The sequence below is a fragment of the Pseudarthrobacter sp. BIM B-2242 genome (genome assembly GCF_014764445.1).
In the GTDB taxonomy this organism is placed as follows: domain Bacteria; phylum Actinomycetota; class Actinomycetes; order Actinomycetales; family Micrococcaceae; genus Arthrobacter; species Arthrobacter luteus_A.
Window position 1 is genome coordinate 1,979,042 of the sequence record NZ_CP061721.1, and the last position, 16,387, is coordinate 1,995,428.

Annotated in this window: 12 protein-coding genes; 9 read left to right on the top strand and 3 right to left on the bottom strand. The window is 64.5% G+C overall.

The window, feature by feature from the left end:
• Positions 1–20 precede the first annotated feature (20 nt).
• Positions 21–1,049: a TerC family protein gene (locus tag IDT60_RS09020; RefSeq protein WP_164199916.1), complete on the top strand. Its 1,029-nt coding sequence runs from the start codon at positions 21–23 to the stop codon at positions 1,047–1,049.
• A 109-nt stretch (positions 1,050–1,158) separates the two neighbouring features.
• Positions 1,159–2,574: an MFS transporter gene (locus tag IDT60_RS09025; protein ID WP_191081656.1), complete on the top strand. Its 1,416-nt coding sequence runs from the start codon at positions 1,159–1,161 to the stop codon at positions 2,572–2,574.
• Here the strand turns inward: IDT60_RS09025 and IDT60_RS09030 are convergent.
• From IDT60_RS09030 to IDT60_RS09040, 3 genes are all read right to left on the bottom strand, one after another.
• Entirely contained in the window at positions 2,560–3,849 is a 1,290-nt protein-coding gene (locus IDT60_RS09030; RefSeq protein WP_191081886.1) for an alpha/beta fold hydrolase, read from the bottom strand. The two genes, IDT60_RS09025 and IDT60_RS09030, sit on opposite strands and share 15 nt — an antisense overlap.
• A 79-nt stretch (positions 3,850–3,928) precedes the next feature.
• The gene (locus IDT60_RS09035) at positions 3,929–4,429 is read right to left on the bottom strand and encodes a GNAT family N-acetyltransferase (protein WP_191081657.1); all 501 of its coding nucleotides are present in this window, start codon (positions 4,427–4,429) and stop codon (positions 3,929–3,931) included.
• A gap of 22 nt (positions 4,430–4,451) precedes the next feature.
• On the bottom strand, positions 4,452–6,998 hold the full coding sequence (locus IDT60_RS09040) for an RNA helicase (protein WP_191081658.1): 2,547 nt from the start codon (positions 6,996–6,998) through the stop codon (positions 4,452–4,454).
• Between the two features lie 97 nt (positions 6,999–7,095).
• Here IDT60_RS09040 and IDT60_RS09045 point away from each other — a divergent pair, with 97 nt between their 5' ends.
• The 7 genes from IDT60_RS09045 to IDT60_RS09075 all read left to right on the top strand — a co-directional run bounded on the left by IDT60_RS09045 (position 7,096) and on the right by IDT60_RS09075 (position 16,378).
• Positions 7,096–7,881 carry a trans-aconitate 2-methyltransferase gene (locus IDT60_RS09045; RefSeq protein WP_191081659.1) on the top strand — a complete coding sequence of 262 codons (786 nt, stop codon included), beginning with the start codon at positions 7,096–7,098 and terminating at the stop codon, positions 7,879–7,881.
• Positions 7,882–8,027: 146 nt separating this feature from the next.
• Entirely contained in the window at positions 8,028–9,770 is a 1,743-nt protein-coding gene (locus IDT60_RS09050) for an ABC transporter ATP-binding protein (RefSeq protein ID WP_191081887.1), read from the top strand.
• Complete coding sequence (locus tag IDT60_RS09055) at positions 9,767–11,575, top strand: ABC transporter ATP-binding protein (RefSeq protein ID WP_223883934.1); 1,809 nt, start codon at positions 9,767–9,769, stop codon at positions 11,573–11,575. Before IDT60_RS09050 ends, IDT60_RS09055 begins: the two co-directional genes overlap by 4 nt.
• The gene (locus IDT60_RS09060) at positions 11,572–11,952 is read left to right on the top strand and encodes a GntR family transcriptional regulator (protein WP_164199906.1); all 381 of its coding nucleotides are present in this window, start codon (positions 11,572–11,574) and stop codon (positions 11,950–11,952) included. The genes IDT60_RS09055 and IDT60_RS09060 overlap by 4 nt, the downstream gene beginning before the upstream one ends.
• 47 nt (positions 11,953–11,999) lie before the next feature.
• Complete coding sequence (gene uvrA, locus IDT60_RS09065; RefSeq protein ID WP_191081660.1) at positions 12,000–14,930, top strand: excinuclease ABC subunit UvrA; 2,931 nt, start codon at positions 12,000–12,002, stop codon at positions 14,928–14,930.
• Between the two features lie 79 nt (positions 14,931–15,009).
• A complete protein-coding gene (locus IDT60_RS09070) occupies positions 15,010–15,723 on the top strand; it encodes an HAD hydrolase-like protein (RefSeq protein WP_191081661.1) in 714 nt (237 codons plus the stop codon).
• Entirely contained in the window at positions 15,710–16,378 is a 669-nt protein-coding gene (locus IDT60_RS09075) for a 1-acyl-sn-glycerol-3-phosphate acyltransferase (protein ID WP_164199900.1), read from the top strand. Before IDT60_RS09070 ends, IDT60_RS09075 begins: the two co-directional genes overlap by 14 nt.
• The last annotated feature ends 9 nt before the right edge of the window (positions 16,379–16,387 follow it).

A 16,387-nucleotide genomic window follows, 5' to 3' on the forward strand; every position in this document is an offset into this window, starting at 1 on the left:
ACCCTGCGAAAGGCTACCCTGTGCTCGATTTGCCCGTGTGGTTCGAGGTTGGCTCGTTTGTCATCCTCGGCCTGATTCTCCTGATTGACCTGTTGCTGGTCATCCGCCGTCCCCACGAACCTTCCATGAAGGAAGCCGGCCTGTGGGTGGCGTTCTACGTAACGCTCGCCCTGGTGTTTGCGGGCGCCATGTTTGCCTTCACGGGCCCGGAATACGGCGGGCAGTTCGTCGCCGGCTGGGTGACGGAATACAGCCTGAGCATCGACAACCTGTTTGTCTTCATCATCATCATGGCCAGGTTCTCCGTTCCCCGGAAGTACCAGCAGGAAGTGCTGATGGTGGGCATCATCATCGCGCTCATCCTGCGTGGCATCTTCATCCTCCTCGGCGCCATCGTCATCGAGCAGTTCAGCTGGGTGTTCTACATCTTCGGCGCCTTCCTGCTCTGGACTGCCTGGAAGCAGGCCCAGGACGAAGGTGAGGACGAAGAGGACAAGGAAAACCCGCTCATCGCCGGGATCCGCAAGATCATCCCCATGTCGGAAAAGTTCGACGGCGGCAAGCTCCGCACCACGGTGGACGGCAAAAAGGTCTTCACCCCCATGCTGGTTGTGTTTATCACCATCGGCATGACGGACCTCCTCTTCGCCGTTGACTCTATCCCCGCGATCTTCGGCCTGACCCAGAGCCCGTTCATTGTCTTCACCGCCAACCTGTTCGCCCTCATGGGCCTGCGCCAGCTGTACTTCCTGCTGGGTGGCCTGATGAACCGCCTTATCTACCTGAAGCACGCCCTGTCCTTCATCCTGGCGTTCATCGGCGTAAAGCTGGTGCTGCACGCGATGCACGTGAACGAACTGCCGTTCATCAACGGTGGCAACCACATCGAGTGGGCTCCTGAGATCCCCACGTTCGTGTCCCTGGCCGTCATCGTGGGCACCATCATCGTGGCCGTTATTGCCAGCCTCCTGAGCTCCAAGGCAAAGACGGCGCACCTGGACCCGCGCCTCGAGGAAGATGCCAGGAAGAGCCTCAGCGACTCCGAGTAGACGCGCTCTTTACCAAGTCCCTCCAAGCAGTCCCGGCCGCACATTCGGCCGGGACTGCCTGCTTTAAAAACCCCTGTAGCAGCGGTTCGCCGAGGACTATGCTCGAACCATGGCCCGCATCCTCATGACGGAAAGCGGAGTGCGCCAGGTGCAGCGCCGAACCGTGGTGCTGCTGGGTGCAGCCCAGATCTTTGGCGGCATCGGGACGGGCGCCACCGTGTCCATCGGTTCCATCCTTGCGGTGGAACTCTCCGGTTCCACCGTCTGGGCAGGAGCTGTGGCCACCGTGATGACGCTTGGCGCCGCCCTGGCCGCGTTGCCGCTCGCATCGCTGGCCGACCGCCGCGGCCGCCGCATCGGCCAGGTCACGGGCCTTTCCGCAGCGCTGGCAGGCACTGTGCTCATCGTGCTGTCCGTGGTCTCAGGAGTTTTTGTCCTGCTGGTGCTGGGGGCGGCGGGCATCGGCGTGGGCACCGCCGCCAGCCTGCAGGCACGCTTTGCCGCCGTCGACCTTGCCGACGATGACCACCGCGGCAGGGCACTGTCCGCCGTTGTCTGGGCTATGACGGTGGGCGCCGTCGCCGGCCCCAACCTGATCCAGCCCGGCACGGCAGTGGGGCAGGCCCTCGGACTGCCGCCCGTTGCCGGGCCGTTCGTGATCGCTGCAGCGGGGCTCTTGCTGGCCATTGCGCTGCTCTTCGCCGGCCTCAGGCCGGACCCCCTGCTGTTCGCCCGCGAAATCGCTGCCCGGGAACGGGGTGTGGAGCACCCGGACGACGGCGGCGCGAAGCCGGCTGCCCGCCCCAGCGCGGCTGCCGCAGCAACCGCTCAAGGCCCGCCGCCGCAGGCCGCCGGCGGATCGCTGACGCGCGGACTGCGGGCCGTCCGCGCGTCGAGGCCGGCATTGCTGGCTCTGGCCGCCGTCGTCGGCGCCCACGCGGTGATGGTGGGCGTGATGTCCATGACCCCGCTGCACCTGCAGGACCTCGTGGCCGGTCCAGCCGCATCGCATGCCGGCCACGCCGCCTCCGGCGATGTGCTTGTCATCATCGGGTTCACCATCTCCCTGCACATCGCGGGGATGTTCGCCCTGTCCCCGGTCATGGGATGGCTGACTGACAAGGCGGGCAGGACGGAGACCATCATGATTGGCTTCGCCACCCTGCTCGCCGCCGTTGTTGTCGCCGGGTTTGGCCAGCAGTCAACGGCGGCAGTGGCCGCAGGCTTGGTCCTGCTCGGCCTGGGCTGGTCTGCGGCCACCATCGCAGGCTCCACCCTGCTGGCGGAAAGCGTCGGCCAGGAGTCCCGGGTGGTGGTCCAGGGCGTATCGGACACACTGATGGGTGCCGCCGGCGCGGTGGGCGGGGCCACCTCCGGCCTGATCCTCAGCTGGGCCGGTTACCTGGGGCTTAACCTGGCAGGCGGCGTCGTGGGAGCCGCTGTCCTGACAGCCGCATGTGTGTCGCTGCTGGCCCGGCGGCGCAACCCGGCCGCCGGCTCCGTGGGCACCTCAGCCGGCAGCTGAACTTCCGGAGCGCACCATCCCCAGCAGCCGGCCGAAGATGGCCTCACCGTCATCGGCGATTCCGTCGTGGTGGAAGTCTGCCGTCTCCCAAACCTGCAGTCCACGGACTGCAGCGGCCGTTTCCAGGGACAGGTCGCGGTCCACATAGATGTCGTCCCGGTAGACGGCCGCGGCAACCGGCACGCTGTTAGCGGCCAATTGCACGCGGTCGTACAGAGGTTTCCAGTCGGTCTTGGCGGCGAGCAGGTGGGCCACGGGCCGGAGCGGTTTCAAGGCAGCGTCCTGGTCGAAATACCACGGATACACCATCTCTCCGGTCAGCAGCAGCGGCTCGGCCTCCGGATGGAATTCCGGGTGTTCCGCCAGCACACGCCAGGCAGCCCAGCCGCTCGCCTGGCCCTGCCCGTAGATCGACTCGTGCATCAAGGCGTAGAGCGGGTTGGCGCTGCGGGACACAATTCCCTGAACCTGGTCCAGGAAGGCGTCCGAGAGCCTGTCCCCGTCCGGTGTCTGTGTAAAGGCGTCTTCCAGCAGGTAGTGAAGGCCGTCCACCCGGGTGTTTCCGCCCAGGAACGCGCCCACCATCTGGAACCGTTCCACGGTAAGCCGGCCGCCGTCCGGCAGGTACTCCCCGGTCCGGCGAAGGTGCGCTGCGATCCGCTCCACGGTCAGCCGGTCTTCCGGATACCATGCAAAGTACTCGGAATTGCGCGCTGCGACCCGGGGGAACGTGGCCCGGTAGACGTCGTCGGCAGGTCCGGACAACGGCGCCAAGCCACCGGTGATGAGTGCTTCCTTCACGCCTCCCGGCGCAAAGGACAGATAGGTCAGCGCGCAGAATCCGCCGTAGCTTTGCCCGTAGATGGTCCACGGGCCTGAGCCGAGGGCCGCCCGGATCAGTTCGGCGTCCGCCACGATCGAATCCGCCCGGAAGTGCTCCAGATAGGCAGCCTGCGCCTCAGCCGTCCCGCGTGCCGGGAGGGTGTTCCGGTCGACGGGGGTGGAGAGGCCGGTGCCGCGCTGGTCCAGCATCAGGATCCGGAAATCGCGGGCGGCAGCCTTGCTCCAGCCGCCGAGCGAGGCGAGCCTGTTGCCGCGCCCGCCCGGGCCGCCCTGAAGGAACAACAGCCAGGGAAGGCCCGCCGCTTCAGCCTCGCTGTGCTCCGCGGAAACATATTCACGCGCGAACACGGTGACGGTCTCGGGCCTGCTGCCGGCCGGGGCCGGGCCAAAGTGGTCCAGGGGAACGGTGAAATAATGTTCGGTGGTGCGCATCCCCCGGAACTCGTGGCGGCCCTTCACCGTATGAGGGACAGATTTCAGCGTTCGGGTTGCCACGGACGAACGAGCCTGCTCAGGCACGGGCGTCAGCAGGGACACTGGTGCCAAAGCTCTCCAGTGCGTCCCCGGTCAGCCGGAACGTGGACCAGCCGTCCATGGGACGGGCTCCAAGGCTCCGGTAGAAGTTGATGGACGGTTCGTTCCAGTCCAGCACGCTCCATTCCACCCGGGCGTAGCCTTTGTCCACGGCGAGGGCGGCCAGGTGCTTCAGCAGCGCCTTCCCGTGGCCCTCACCGCGGGCATCCGGGCTCACATAGAGGTCCTCAAGGTAGATGCCGTGAACGCCCTCCCATGTGGAGTAGTTCAGGAACCATAATGCAAACCCCTGGACCTCGCCCACGGCGTTCTCGGCCATGGTGGCGAACACCCGGGGATTCTCGCCAAAGAGGACCTCGGAGAGCATCTCCGGGGTGTTGCGCACGGCCTCGGGTTCCTTCTCGTAGATGGCCAGTTCGTGGATCATCTGCAGGATGGCGGGGACGTCGTGCGGGGCGGCGGGGCGGATTACACTCATGGTTCGAGTTTACTAGGGGGCCTTACAGCCGGTTGACGCCGGTCACCCGGACCACGGCCGTGCCGGTTTCGTCCGAGGCTGCCAGATCCACTTCCGCCGAGATGCCCCAGTCATGGTTGCGCGCCGGATCGTCGAAGATCTGCCGGACCTTCCAGAGCCCGGGCTCTTCGGTGATGATGAGCAGGCCCGGGCCGCGGGCATCCGGTCCGGTGCCGATGTTGTTATGTTCGTCGAAGTAGTCGTCCAGGACGTCCTCCCAGCGCTCCGCATCCCAGCCCGCGCCGGCGTCGAGCTCCGCCAGGGCCGCCGCATCCTCGTCCGCGAACAGCTCCACACGCCGGAACATCTCATTGCGGACCATCACGCGGAAGGCGCGGATGTTGGACGTCAGCGACGGCGGCGGGGGAGGGGGAGCGTCGTGCGGCGTGGGCGCCGCGCCGGAGGTCAGTTCTTCCCATTCGTCCAGGAGGCTGGAGTCGACCTGCCGCACCAGTTCACCGAGCCAGGCGATGAGGTCCTCGAGGTCCTCGCGCAGCATGTCCTGCGGGACCGTCTGCCGCAATGCCTTGAAGCAGTCCGCCAGATACCGCAGCACGATTCCCTCGGACCGGGCAAGGCCGTAGAACTGCACGAACTCGCCGAAGTTCATGGCACGCTCGTACATGTCCCGGACCACAGATTTAGGCGCCAGTTCAAAGTCACCCACCCAGGGTGCGGCCTTGCGGTATACCTCGAACGCCTCGCCGAGGAGCTCCGCCAGCGGCTGCGGGTACGTGACTTCGTCCAGCATCGCCATCCGCTGGTCGTACTCGATGCCGTCCGCCTTCATGGCGGCGACAGCTTCTCCCCGGGCCTTCTTTTGCTGGGCGGAGAGGATCTGCCGCGGCTTTTCGAGGGTCGCCTCGATCACGGACACCACATCCAGGGCATACGACGGCGAATCCGGGTCGAGCAGTTCCAGCGCCGCCAGCGCAAACGGCGAGAGCGGCTGGTTCAGCGCAAAGTTGGCCTGCAGGTGGACGGTGAGCCGGACGGTCCTGCCGTCGGCGCCCTGTTCCGCCGCGGGAATACGCTCCACCACCTCGGCTGCGAGGAGCTCGCGGTAAATTCCCAAGGCCCGCTTCATGAGCCGCAGCTGCGATGACCGCGGCTCATGGTTCTCGGTCAGCAGCCGGCGTGCTGCCGCAAACGGGTCGCCGGGGCGCTCCATCAGGTTCATGAGCATCGAGTGCGTCACGCTGAAACTCGAGTTCAAAGGATCGGGCACGGATTCGACGAGCCGCTTGTAGGTGGGTTCACCCCAGGACACAAAGCCCTCGGGCGGTTTCTTCCTCACCACTTGGCGGAGCTTCTTCTGGTCATCGCCGAACTTGGCTGTTGCCTTGGCCATGGCCTTCACGTTCTCGATCACGTGCTCCGGTGCCTGGACCACAACCGTGCCCGCGGTGTCGTACCCTGCCCGGCCGGCGCGCCCCGCGATCTGGTGGAACTCACGGGAGTTAAGCAGCCGGGTGCGTACGCCGTCGTACTTGCTCAGAGCGGTGAGCAGGACGGTACGGATGGGCACATTGATGCCCACGCCCAGTGTGTCGGTCCCGCAGATCACCTTGAGCAGGCCGGCCTGGGCAAGCTGTTCCACCAGCCGCCGGTACTTGGGCAGCATCCCGGCGTGGTGGACCCCAATGCCGTGCCGGACCAGCCTGTTAAGGGTTTTGCCGAACCCGGCGGCAAACCGGAAATTCGCGATCAGCTCCGCTATTTTGTCTTTTTCTTCCCGCGTGCAGACGTTGATGCTCATCAGGGTCTGCGCGCGGTCAATGGCCTCGATCTGGCTGAAATGGACCACATAGACCGGTACCTGGCGCGTGGAGAGCAGTTCCTCCAGCGTCTCGTGGACCGGGGTCTCGTGGTAGTAGTAATGCAGCGGAATGGGGCGTTCGGCAGAACTGACAGTGGTGGTGGGGCGGCCGGTGAGTTCTGTGATTCCTTCTTCAAAGCGGCTGACGTCGCCCAGCGTGGCGGACATCAGGAGGAACTGGGCCTGCGGCAGCTCCAGCAGGGGAACCTGCCATGCCCACCCCCGCTGCGGATCGGAGTAGAAATGGAACTCGTCCATGACCACGGAGCCAAGGTCCGCACCGTCGCCTTCGCGCAGGGCGATGTTCGCAAGGATTTCCGCCGTGCAGCAGATGATGGGTGCGTCCTGGTTGACGCCCGAATCGCCGGTGATCATGCCGACATTTTCCGCGCCAAAGATGTCGCACAGGGCGAAGAACTTTTCGGAGACGAGGGCCTTGATGGGGGCCGTGTAGTAGCTGCGCTGGCCCCGCGCCATGGCCTGGAAATGCGCCGCAATGGCAACCAGCGATTTCCCGGACCCTGTGGGGGTGGCGAGGATGACGTTGGCGCCGGTTGCCAGCTCCATGATGGCCTCGTCCTGGGCGGCGTACAGCTCCAGGCCCCTGCTTTCGGTCCAGTCAAGGAACAGGGTGTAGAGCGCGTCCGGATCCATGCCGGCGCCGGAGTGGGTCGAGGCGGACAGGACAGACAGCTGGTCAACGAGTTTCATTGTTTTCCAGCTTAGTGCCCTTCAGGTGGCGGACATCCGGGCAGTGAGGGACTAGGCTCGCGGTACTGCCAGCCAGACCAGAGCACGGAGTGAAACTGTGAAGTGGGATCCCCTCAAATACGTCCAGTTCGGTGATTACCGCGACCGCCCGTTTTTTGACCTGACGGGACGGATCCATGCCGATCAGCCCGGTGAGGTGGTGGACCTGGGGTGTGGTCCCGGGAATCTGACAGCCACTCTCGCCCAGCGGTGGCCGACGGCGAAAGTTGTCGGGCTCGATTCCTCCGCTGAGATGCTGGCGAAGGCCTCAGGGCAGGCATCAGCGCTTCCGGGACTGAGTTTCAGCCTGGCCGACATCGCCGGCTGGACACCCGCGCCGGAAACCGACGTGGTGGTCACCAATGCCGCGCTCCAGTGGGTTCGCGGGCACCGGGACATGCTGCCCCGCTGGCTGGCGGCTCTCAAGCCAGGGGCCTGGTTCGGAATGCAGGTGCCGGGTAACTTCAATGCGCCGTCACACGCCCTGATGCGGGAACTGGCCGGCTCGGCGCGATGGGCGCCCCGGTTGGACGGTGTACTCCGCGGCGGTGAATCCGTGGGGGAACCCGCCGACTACCTGCGCATCATGCTTGACGCCGGCTGCACTGCCGACGCCTGGGAAACCACCTATCAACAGGTCCTGCGCGGACCCGATCCCGCGCTGGAGTGGGTGCGCGGCACGGCATTGCGGCCCGTGCTGGCGGTTCTCTCCGCCGAGGAGGGGAAGGCCTTCGAATCGGAGTACGCCGCTTCCCTGCGCGCTGCGTACCCGGAAACGCCCCATGGCACAGTCTTTCCATTCAGGCGGATCTTTGCCGTGGCGCAAAAGCCATTGACCACTTAAACTCCATTCGATTGATGTTCTCTACAGGATCCGTATAGTTGTATGACTGGATAAGAACATTTCGCTTGGCTACAACAACAAAGCGGCTTCTGGGGGTGGCGGCCAACCGCAACCTCATCGGCCTCCCAACTGATCCTGGAGGTGCGGTGCTTTTCGCCTTGCTCACCCGGCTGCTGGCCCGCCACAAACTTCCCGTTGTGGCCATCGTGGTTCTCCAGCTTGTGCAGACGGCAGGCATCCTGCTGCTGCCCACCATCAACGCTGCCATCATCGACGACGGCATCGTCGCCGGGAACACACCGGCAATTTTCCGGCTGGGCAGCGATATGGCCGTGGTGGCTGCAATCCAGGCGGTGGCCGCCATTGCTGCAGGCTATCTCGGTGCCGTTGTGGCCATGGCGCTCGGTCATCAGTTGCGGGCGGAGATGTTTACAAAAATCCAGCTGCTTTCCTCCCAGGAGGTGGCCGCCTTCGGCACCCAAAGCCTGGTTACCAGAGCTACCAACGACACCCAGCAGATCCAGTCCTTCGCAGTCCTCGTGTTCACCATGCTCGCGGCAGCACCCGTCATGGCGGCCGGCGGGATTTTTCTCGCCTGGCAGCAGGACATCGTGCTTTCGGGCATCGTCATCGTCATCATCCCCCTGCTTCTGCTCATCATGTACCAGATCGTGCGCAGGCTCGTTCCCCTCTACCGGCAGGGCCAGAACCTCCTGGACCGCACCGGGCAGATCCTGCGCGAACAGATGATCGGGGCCAACGTCATCCGGGTGTTCGTCCGCCAAGGGCACGAAACGCGGCGCTTTGCCGGGGCAAACAAGAGTCTGTCGGGAAACAACCTGCAGTCATCACTGCTCGTGGCTGCGATGCTTCCGCTGATCATGATCGTGGTGAACCTGTCATCCGTGGCCGTAGTGTGGTTCGGCGGCCACCGGGTGCATTCCGGGGACATGAAGATTGGCGCCCTCACCGCATTTATCGCCTACATCATGCAAATTCTCCTGGCCATCATGATGGCTATGTACGTTCTGATGACGGCCCCCCGCGCTGCTGCGTGCGCCGAGCGGCTTAACGCGGTGCTCAATACCCGGCCTGCTGTCCACGACAGTCCCGTTTCCCCCATGACCGATGAGCCGCCGGCCCTCGACGGCAGTGTCATCTTCAGTGACGTCAGCTTCGCCTATCCGGGCGCCGAAACCCGCGTCCTCGAAAACATCAGCTTCACGGCCGCTCCCGGCACTACCGTTGCTGTCGTCGGATCGACAGGGAGCGGCAAATCGACTCTGCTCAGCCTGTTGCCCCGCTTCCTGGATGCCACAGCGGGCGAGATCACTATCGCCGGCAGGAACATCCGTTCGCTGCCGTTGGATGTCCTCCGCAACGCCATGTCGGTGGTCCCGCAGCGGTCGCATCTTTTTACCGGGACCATTGCAGCAAACCTGCGGGTCGGCGCACCGGAAGCGACAGAGAGCCACCTGTGGAAAGCGCTGGAAACCGCCCAGGCAGCAGCGTTCGTCCGGGAACTGCCCCTCGGCATGGCCACTGAAGTCGGACAAGGCGGCACGAACCTTTCCGGCGGGCAGCGCCAGCGTATCTGTATCGCACGCGCCCTCGTCAAGCAGGCTCCCATCTATCTCTTTGACGATAGCTTCTCGGCGCTGGACTTCGGCACGGAGAGCCGGCTCAGGGACTCCCTGGGCACTGCACTTGGCACCGCAGTGGTGATCGTGGTGGCGGAACGGATCTCCGCCGTCGCCGGAGCGGACCGGATACTAGTGCTTGACGAGGGCCGGCTCGTAGCGGAGGGGACACACCAGGAACTGCTGGAGCATTCTGCCACGTACCGGGAAATCGCCGAATCGCAATTGGCCTTGGAACACCTGCCATGACAGCGGCGCCGTCAGGGGCGGCGGAATCATTCTGGCCTGCCGTGCGCCGGCTGCTGGGCCTCCTTCGTCCCTTCCGATGGCGGATGCTGGGGGCCGTGGCAGCCACGTGCGCTTTTGCCGGACTGAACGTCACGGCGCCGTTCTACCTCGGAAAAGCCACGGATGTTGTGGTCAACGGGTTTCACAGCGGTGTTTTCGAGGGGCAGAGGCTGGGACGCCTCCTGGCCGCCGTCGCCTTGATGTATGTCTGTGCTTCCGTTTTCAACTGGGTACAGGGAAAGCTGACCGCGGACTCTGTCCACGGCCTGATGTACAGCCTCCGGGCTTCGGTGGAGGACAAGGTGCACCGGCTTCCGGCCACCTACTTCCAGGCGAAATCCAGGGGGGATGTCCTGAGCCGGGTCACCAATGACATTGACAACATCTCCCAGGCGCTAAGCCAGGTCCTGACCCAGCTGATCCTGTCCGTCCTGATGTTGTCTGGAGCCTTGGCCATGATGCTCTGGATCTCCCCGCTCCTGGCACTCGTGGCCCTGGTCTCCGTGCCGGTGTCCACCTTGGTGACAGTCCTCGTGGCGAGGAAATCCCAGGCCCATTTCGCCCGCCAATGGACTGAGACCGGCGAACTGAACGCCCACGTGGAGGAATTCATCACCGGGCATGAGGTCATCAAGGCCTTCGGCCACCAGGATCAGGCTGCGGAGGTTTTCCGTGCCAGCAACGACCGCCTGGCACGGGCTTCCGCGCGTGCCCAGTATTCTTCCGGCCTCGTCCAGCCCCTGATGATCCTGATTGCCAACCTCAATTACATCGTGGTGGCAGTGGTGGGCGCTTTCCAGGTCACCCTGGGAGCCATGACGATCGGTGGCATCCAGGCGTTCATCCAGTTCAGCAGATTGTTCAGCCAGCCCGTGAGCCAGATCGGCGGCATGCTCAATGTCATCCAGTCCTGCGCCGCCTCAGCACACCGTGTCTTCGAACTCCTGGATGCCACGGACATCCCGCCTGAGCCGGAGCTTGGCCATGGCCCGGAAGACTCGGGCGGGCCGATTGTCTTCCACGATGTGTCGTTCGGCTACACGCGGGAAGCCCCGGTTCTCCGCGGACTGTCATTTGAGGTGGAGCCGGGACGCACCGTCGCGATTGTCGGCCACACCGGTGCGGGCAAGACCACGATCGTGAATCTCCTGATGCGGTTCTACGCCCCGGACACGGGACGGATCACCATCGGCGGAACCGACATCGCCGGCATTCCCCGCGATTCCCTGCGCGAGCGTTTCGGCGTGGTGCTCCAGGACCCCTGGCTCTTCGCGGGGACCATCCGGGAGAACATCGAGTACGGCCGTCCCGGCGCCACGGAGGCAGAGATCACCGCAGCCGCCGAAGCAAGCCATTTGGGTCACTTTGTCCGGTCGCTGCCGGCGGGCTATGACACCGTCCTGGACAACGCCGGGGACCCGCTCAGCCAGGGCCAGCGCCAGCTGATCGCCATAGCACGGGCCCAGCTCGCCGACCGCAGCGTGCTGATCCTCGATGAGGCCACCAGCTCGGTCGATTCGCGGACCGAGGTCCTGATCCGCAACGCCATGGAGAGGTTGCGGCAGGGGAAAACCAGCTTTGTCATAGCCCACCGTTTGTCTACGGTCCGGGACGCTGATCTAATCTTGCTCATGGATGACGGACGCATTGCCGAGCAGGGAACACACCAAAGCCTCCTGGCTGCAAACGGCCGCTACGCCAGGCTTTACAAGGCGCAGTTCGCCGGCCGCGCAGGCGGCGCCGCGACGCTTGAGGCCGGACGATGACCGCAACCGCACCGTTTCCCGGCACCTGGAAGCCGAACCAGGCCAGCACAGTGGCTCTCTTTGAACAGTTGCGGCTCCAGGTGATCCGGCTCGCCGATAACGGCGGCCTTCCGCCCGGCACCAGGCTACCCGCAGTGCGTGCTTTGGCGCAGACCCTGGAGGTCGCTCCGCATACAGTGGCACGGGCCTATAAGGAGCTGGAGGCGGCTGGCGTGGTGGCCACCAAGGGACGGAACGGGACGGTTGTCTGTGCCCGTAATGAGCGGGCGGATGCGCTCACTGTTGCCGCCACCACATATGCGGCAGCGGCAAAGGCCCAGGGCGCCACGTTTGCGGAGGCCGTCCAGCTGCTGGCGGCAGCCTACGACGCCCACTAGCGGGGCCCGCATGGATATTCGAAGAAGTTTTCGATTAGCATTAGTGGGTGCCTAAAGCCGTAGCTGAAGAATCAGCAGTCGAGTCCGTCGTCCCTGTCATCGTTCCCCAGGCCGCCGCCACGCCTGCCCGTCCCGACCTTTCCCGCCTGGTGGTTAAGGGGGCGCGGGAGCATAACCTGCGCAATGTGGACCTGGACCTTCCCCGCGATGCCATGATCGTTTTCACCGGGCTGTCCGGATCAGGAAAGTCGTCACTGGCATTCGACACCATCTTCGCCGAGGGCCAGCGGCGCTACGTTGAGTCCCTGTCGGCGTACGCCCGCCAGTTCCTGGGCCAAGTGGACAAACCGGACGTTGATTTCATTGAGGGCCTCTCGCCCGCAGTTTCGATCGACCAGAAGTCAACCAGCAAGAACCCCCGCTCGACGGTCGGCACCATCACCGAAATCTACGACTACATGCGCCTGCTGTGGGCACGCGTGGGGCGGCCCCATTGCCCCGTCTGCGGTGAGGTCGTCGCACGGCAGACCCCCCAGCAGATTGTGGACCAGCTGCTGGAGCTGGAGGACGGCACGCGTTTCCAGGTGCTGGCACCGGTTGTCCGCGGACGCAAGGGCGAGTTCGTTGATCTTTTCAAGGAACTGACCGCGAAAGGCTATTCCCGTGCCCGGGTGGACGGCGAACTCGTCCAGCTCAGCGATCCCCCCAAGCTGGGGAAGCAGTTCAAGCACACCATTGAAGTGGTGGTGGACCGGCTTGTGGTCAAAGACGGCATCAGCCAGCGCCTCACCGATTCAGTCGAAACGGCGCTTGGGCTGGCTGAAGGCCGTGTGCTGGCCGAATTTGTCGATGTGGACGCAGACGCCCCGGGCAGGCTCCGGGCATTTTCGGAGAACCTTGCCTGCCCCAACGAGCACCCATTGGCCATCGACGAGATCGAGCCGCGTTCCTTCTCGTTCAACAATCCCTTTGGCGCCTGCGCTGCCTGCAGCGGCATTGGCACGCGGCTGGAGGTCGATGAAGAACTGATCATCCCCAACCCGGAGCTCTCCCTGGCTGAGGGTGCCATCGCGCCGTGGTCCCTGGGCACAGCGACAACCGAGTACTGGAACCGCCTCCTCGAAGGCCTGGCACAGGAGCTCGGCTTCTCCATGGCAACTCCGTGGGAAAAGCTGGGCAAGGATATCCGCCACACCGTCCTGCATGGCAAGGACCACAAAGTAGTGGTGCAGTACAAGAACCGCTTCGGCCGGGAACGTAAGTACAGCACCGGCTTCGAAGGTGCCATCCAGTATGTGCACCGGAAGCACGGTGAAACGGACTCGGAATGGGCCCGTGACCGCTACGAAGAGTACATGCGGCAGGTCCCTTGCCCGGCGTGCAACGGCGCCCGGTTGAACCCGGCTTCCCTGTCTGTCCTGATCAACGGGAAGTCGATTGCCGACGTCGCCGCCATGCCCATGAGGGCGTGCGCGGACTTCCTCAACAACCTGGTCCTCACGGGCCGGGAAGCCCAAATCGCGCACCAGGTGCTCAAGGAGATCCAGGCCAGGCTCACGTTCCTGCTCGACGTCGGGCTGGAATACCTCAATCTGGAACGTCCTTCCGCAACCCTGTCCGGCGGCGAAGCGCAGCGGATCCGGCTCGCCACCCAAATCGGATCGGGCCTGGTGGGCGTCCTTTACGTCCTCGACGAGCCGTCCATCGGACTGCACCAGCGGGACAACCGCCGGCTCATTGAGACACTCACCCGGCTTCGGGACATGGGGAACACGCTGATTGTGGTCGAACACGACGAAGACACCATCCACGTGGCGGACTGGATCGTGGATATTGGCCCCGGAGCGGGCGAGCACGGCGGCCAGGTGGTGCATTCCGGTTCCTACAAGGAGCTCCTCGAGAACACCAATTCACTGACCGGCGATTACCTGTCAGGCCGTAAGAAGATTGAAACCCCCAAGAAGCGGCGCAAATACGACAAGAAGCGCGAACTGAAGGTTGTTGGCGCGCGGGAAAACAACCTGGTGAACGTCGACGCCGCCTTCCCGTTGGGGCTGTTCACAGCGGTGACCGGAGTCAGTGGCTCCGGTAAATCCACTCTGGTCAATGAAATTTTGTACAAGGTCCTGGCCAACAAGCTCAACGGCGCCAAGCAGGTTGCCGGCCGCCACAAGAGCATCCAGGGCCTGGAGCACTTGGACAAGGTGGTCCACGTGGACCAGAGCCCTATCGGACGGACGCCGCGGTCCAACCCGGCCACCTACACCGGTGTCTTTGACAACATCCGCAAACTCTTCGCCGAAACCACAGAGGCAAAGGTCCGCGGCTACCTGCCCGGCCGCTTCTCGTTCAACGTCAAGGGCGGCCGCTGCGAAGCCTGCTCGGGTGATGGCACGCTCAAGATCGAAATGAACTTCCTTCCCGACGTGTACGTGCCGTGCGAGGTCTGCCACGGTGCCCGGTACAACCGCGAAACCCTCGAGGTGCACTACAAGGGCAAGACCATCGCGGATGTCCTGAACATGCCCATCGAAGAGGGGGCAGAGTTCTTCGCTGCCTTCTCGCCCATCGCGCGGCACCTGAACACGCTCGTGGACGTTGGCCTGGGCTATGTCCGGCTGGGTCAGCCTGCCACCACCCTGTCCGGTGGCGAGGCCCAGCGCGTGAAGCTGGCTGCGGAACTGCAGAAGCGCTCCAACGGGCGCAGCGTGTACGTTCTCGACGAGCCCACCACCGGCCTGCACTTCGAGGACATCCGCAAGCTCCTGATGGTGCTGCAGGGCCTGGTTGACAAGGGCAACACGGTGATCACCATCGAGCACAACCTGGACGTCATCAAGAGCGCGGACTGGATCGTCGATCTTGGTCCGGACGGCGGCTCCGGCGGCGGCCAGGTGGTGGCATCGGGCACGCCTGAACAAGTGGCGAAATCCACCACCAGCCACACGGCTGCCTTCCTCGCGGAGATTCTGGCTTAAACGTGCAGCACCAGCCGAAAGTATGCCGTGTCGGGCATGCGAGTTTCAGCCATGCCTGCTGTCGTGAGAAACTAAGCCGGTGACTCAAACAACAGTGCCCGTGATCTTTGACCTGGACGGCACTCTTGTCGATCCGGCAGGCGGAATAACCGGTGGCATCGCAGCGGCCCTCGAGGCCTCAGGCCTCCCCGTCCCCGAGCCGGAACTGCTGGAAGCGATGATCGGTCCCAAACTCAGCGATTCCCTCCTCAGCGTCGCCATGGTCCCCGCAGACAAGCTGGACGACGTCATCCGGCGGTACCGCCAGCACTACCTGGCCAGCGGAATCGCCCAGAGCCGGCTGTATCCCGGTATCAAGGAGACGCTCGAAGCCTTCGCGGGGGCGGGCAGGCCGATCGCCGTCGCCACCCAGAAGCCGGAAGGCCTGGCGCACATCGTGCTGCAGCACCACGGCATTGCCGGCCTCTTCCAGTCCATCAGGGGATCCGCGGACAACGAATCCTCCACCGACGGGCCGGTGGGCAAAGCGGACATTATCGCGAATGCCCTGGCCGATCTGTCCACCCACCACGCGGTGATGGTGGGCGACCGCGCCCAGGACGTGGCCGGCGCCATTGCGAACGGACTGGACTGCATCGGCGTGCGCTGGGGCTTTGCCCCGGACGGCGAACTTGAGGTGGCCGGCGCCGTGACCGTCGTGGAAACCACGGCGGGGCTGGTCGCTGCCATCGAACGGATCGAAGCCATCCACACCGCTGCCATGAGCGAGGTGCGCAACGATGGAGCTCTTTGAGGCTGTCCGCTGGACCTTTCGCGGGCTCGTCGCGGGCACCTGCCGGCCCACCGTCATCGGCCTCGAAAATGTGCCCAAAGAGGGTCCCTTCATCGTTGCCCCGAACCATCTCTCCTTCTTTGACAGCGTCATTGTCCAGGCCCTGATGCCGCGGCCGGTGGCCTTCTTCGCCAAAGCCGAGTACTTCACCACCGGCGGCGTGAAGGGCAAGGTCATGAAGTCGTTCTTTGAGTCCGTGGGATCCATCCCCGTGGAACGCGGCGAGCAGGCAGCAAGCGTCCAGGCGCTGAAAACACTGTTGGACATCCTGGAGGACGGCAAAGGCATTGGCATCTATCCCGAAGGCACACGATCCCGGGACGGCATCCTCTACCGCGGCCGCACCGGAGTTGGCTGGCTTGCCCTGGCAACCGGAGCTCCCGTGATCCCCGTTGGACTGATCGGGACGGAGAACCTGCAGCCCGCCGGCGAGAAGGGCTTCAGGCCGCACCGCTTCACCATGAAGGTGGGCCAGCCGCTGTACTTCGACAAGACCGGCCCGGATCATTCGCTGCCCGCCCGCCGCGAGGTCACGGACCGGATCATGGACGCCATCGCCGAACTCAGCGGCCAGGAACGTTCCACCAGTTACAACCAGAGCAAGGCCACCGACTAAGCGTTAGTA

Excerpts from the sequence above, each read along its gene's own strand:
- IDT60_RS09035 (WP_191081657.1), bottom strand. The coding sequence starts at position 4,429 with ATGAGTGTAATCCGCCCCGCCGCCCCGCACGACGTCCCCGCCATCCTG.
- IDT60_RS09030 (WP_191081886.1), bottom strand. The coding sequence starts at position 3,849 with ATGCGCACCACCGAACATTATTTCACCGTTCCCCTGGACCACTTTGGC.
- IDT60_RS09060 (WP_164199906.1), top strand. The coding sequence starts at position 11,572 with ATGACCGCAACCGCACCGTTTCCCGGCACCTGGAAGCCGAACCAGGCC.
- IDT60_RS09055 (WP_223883934.1), top strand. The coding sequence starts at position 9,767 with ATGACAGCGGCGCCGTCAGGGGCGGCGGAATCATTCTGGCCTGCCGTG.
- IDT60_RS09075 (WP_164199900.1), top strand. The coding sequence starts at position 15,710 with ATGGAGCTCTTTGAGGCTGTCCGCTGGACCTTTCGCGGGCTCGTCGCG.
- IDT60_RS09040 (WP_191081658.1), bottom strand. The coding sequence starts at position 6,998 with ATGAAACTCGTTGACCAGCTGTCTGTCCTGTCCGCCTCGACCCACTCC.
- IDT60_RS09025 (WP_191081656.1), top strand. The coding sequence starts at position 1,159 with ATGGCCCGCATCCTCATGACGGAAAGCGGAGTGCGCCAGGTGCAGCGC.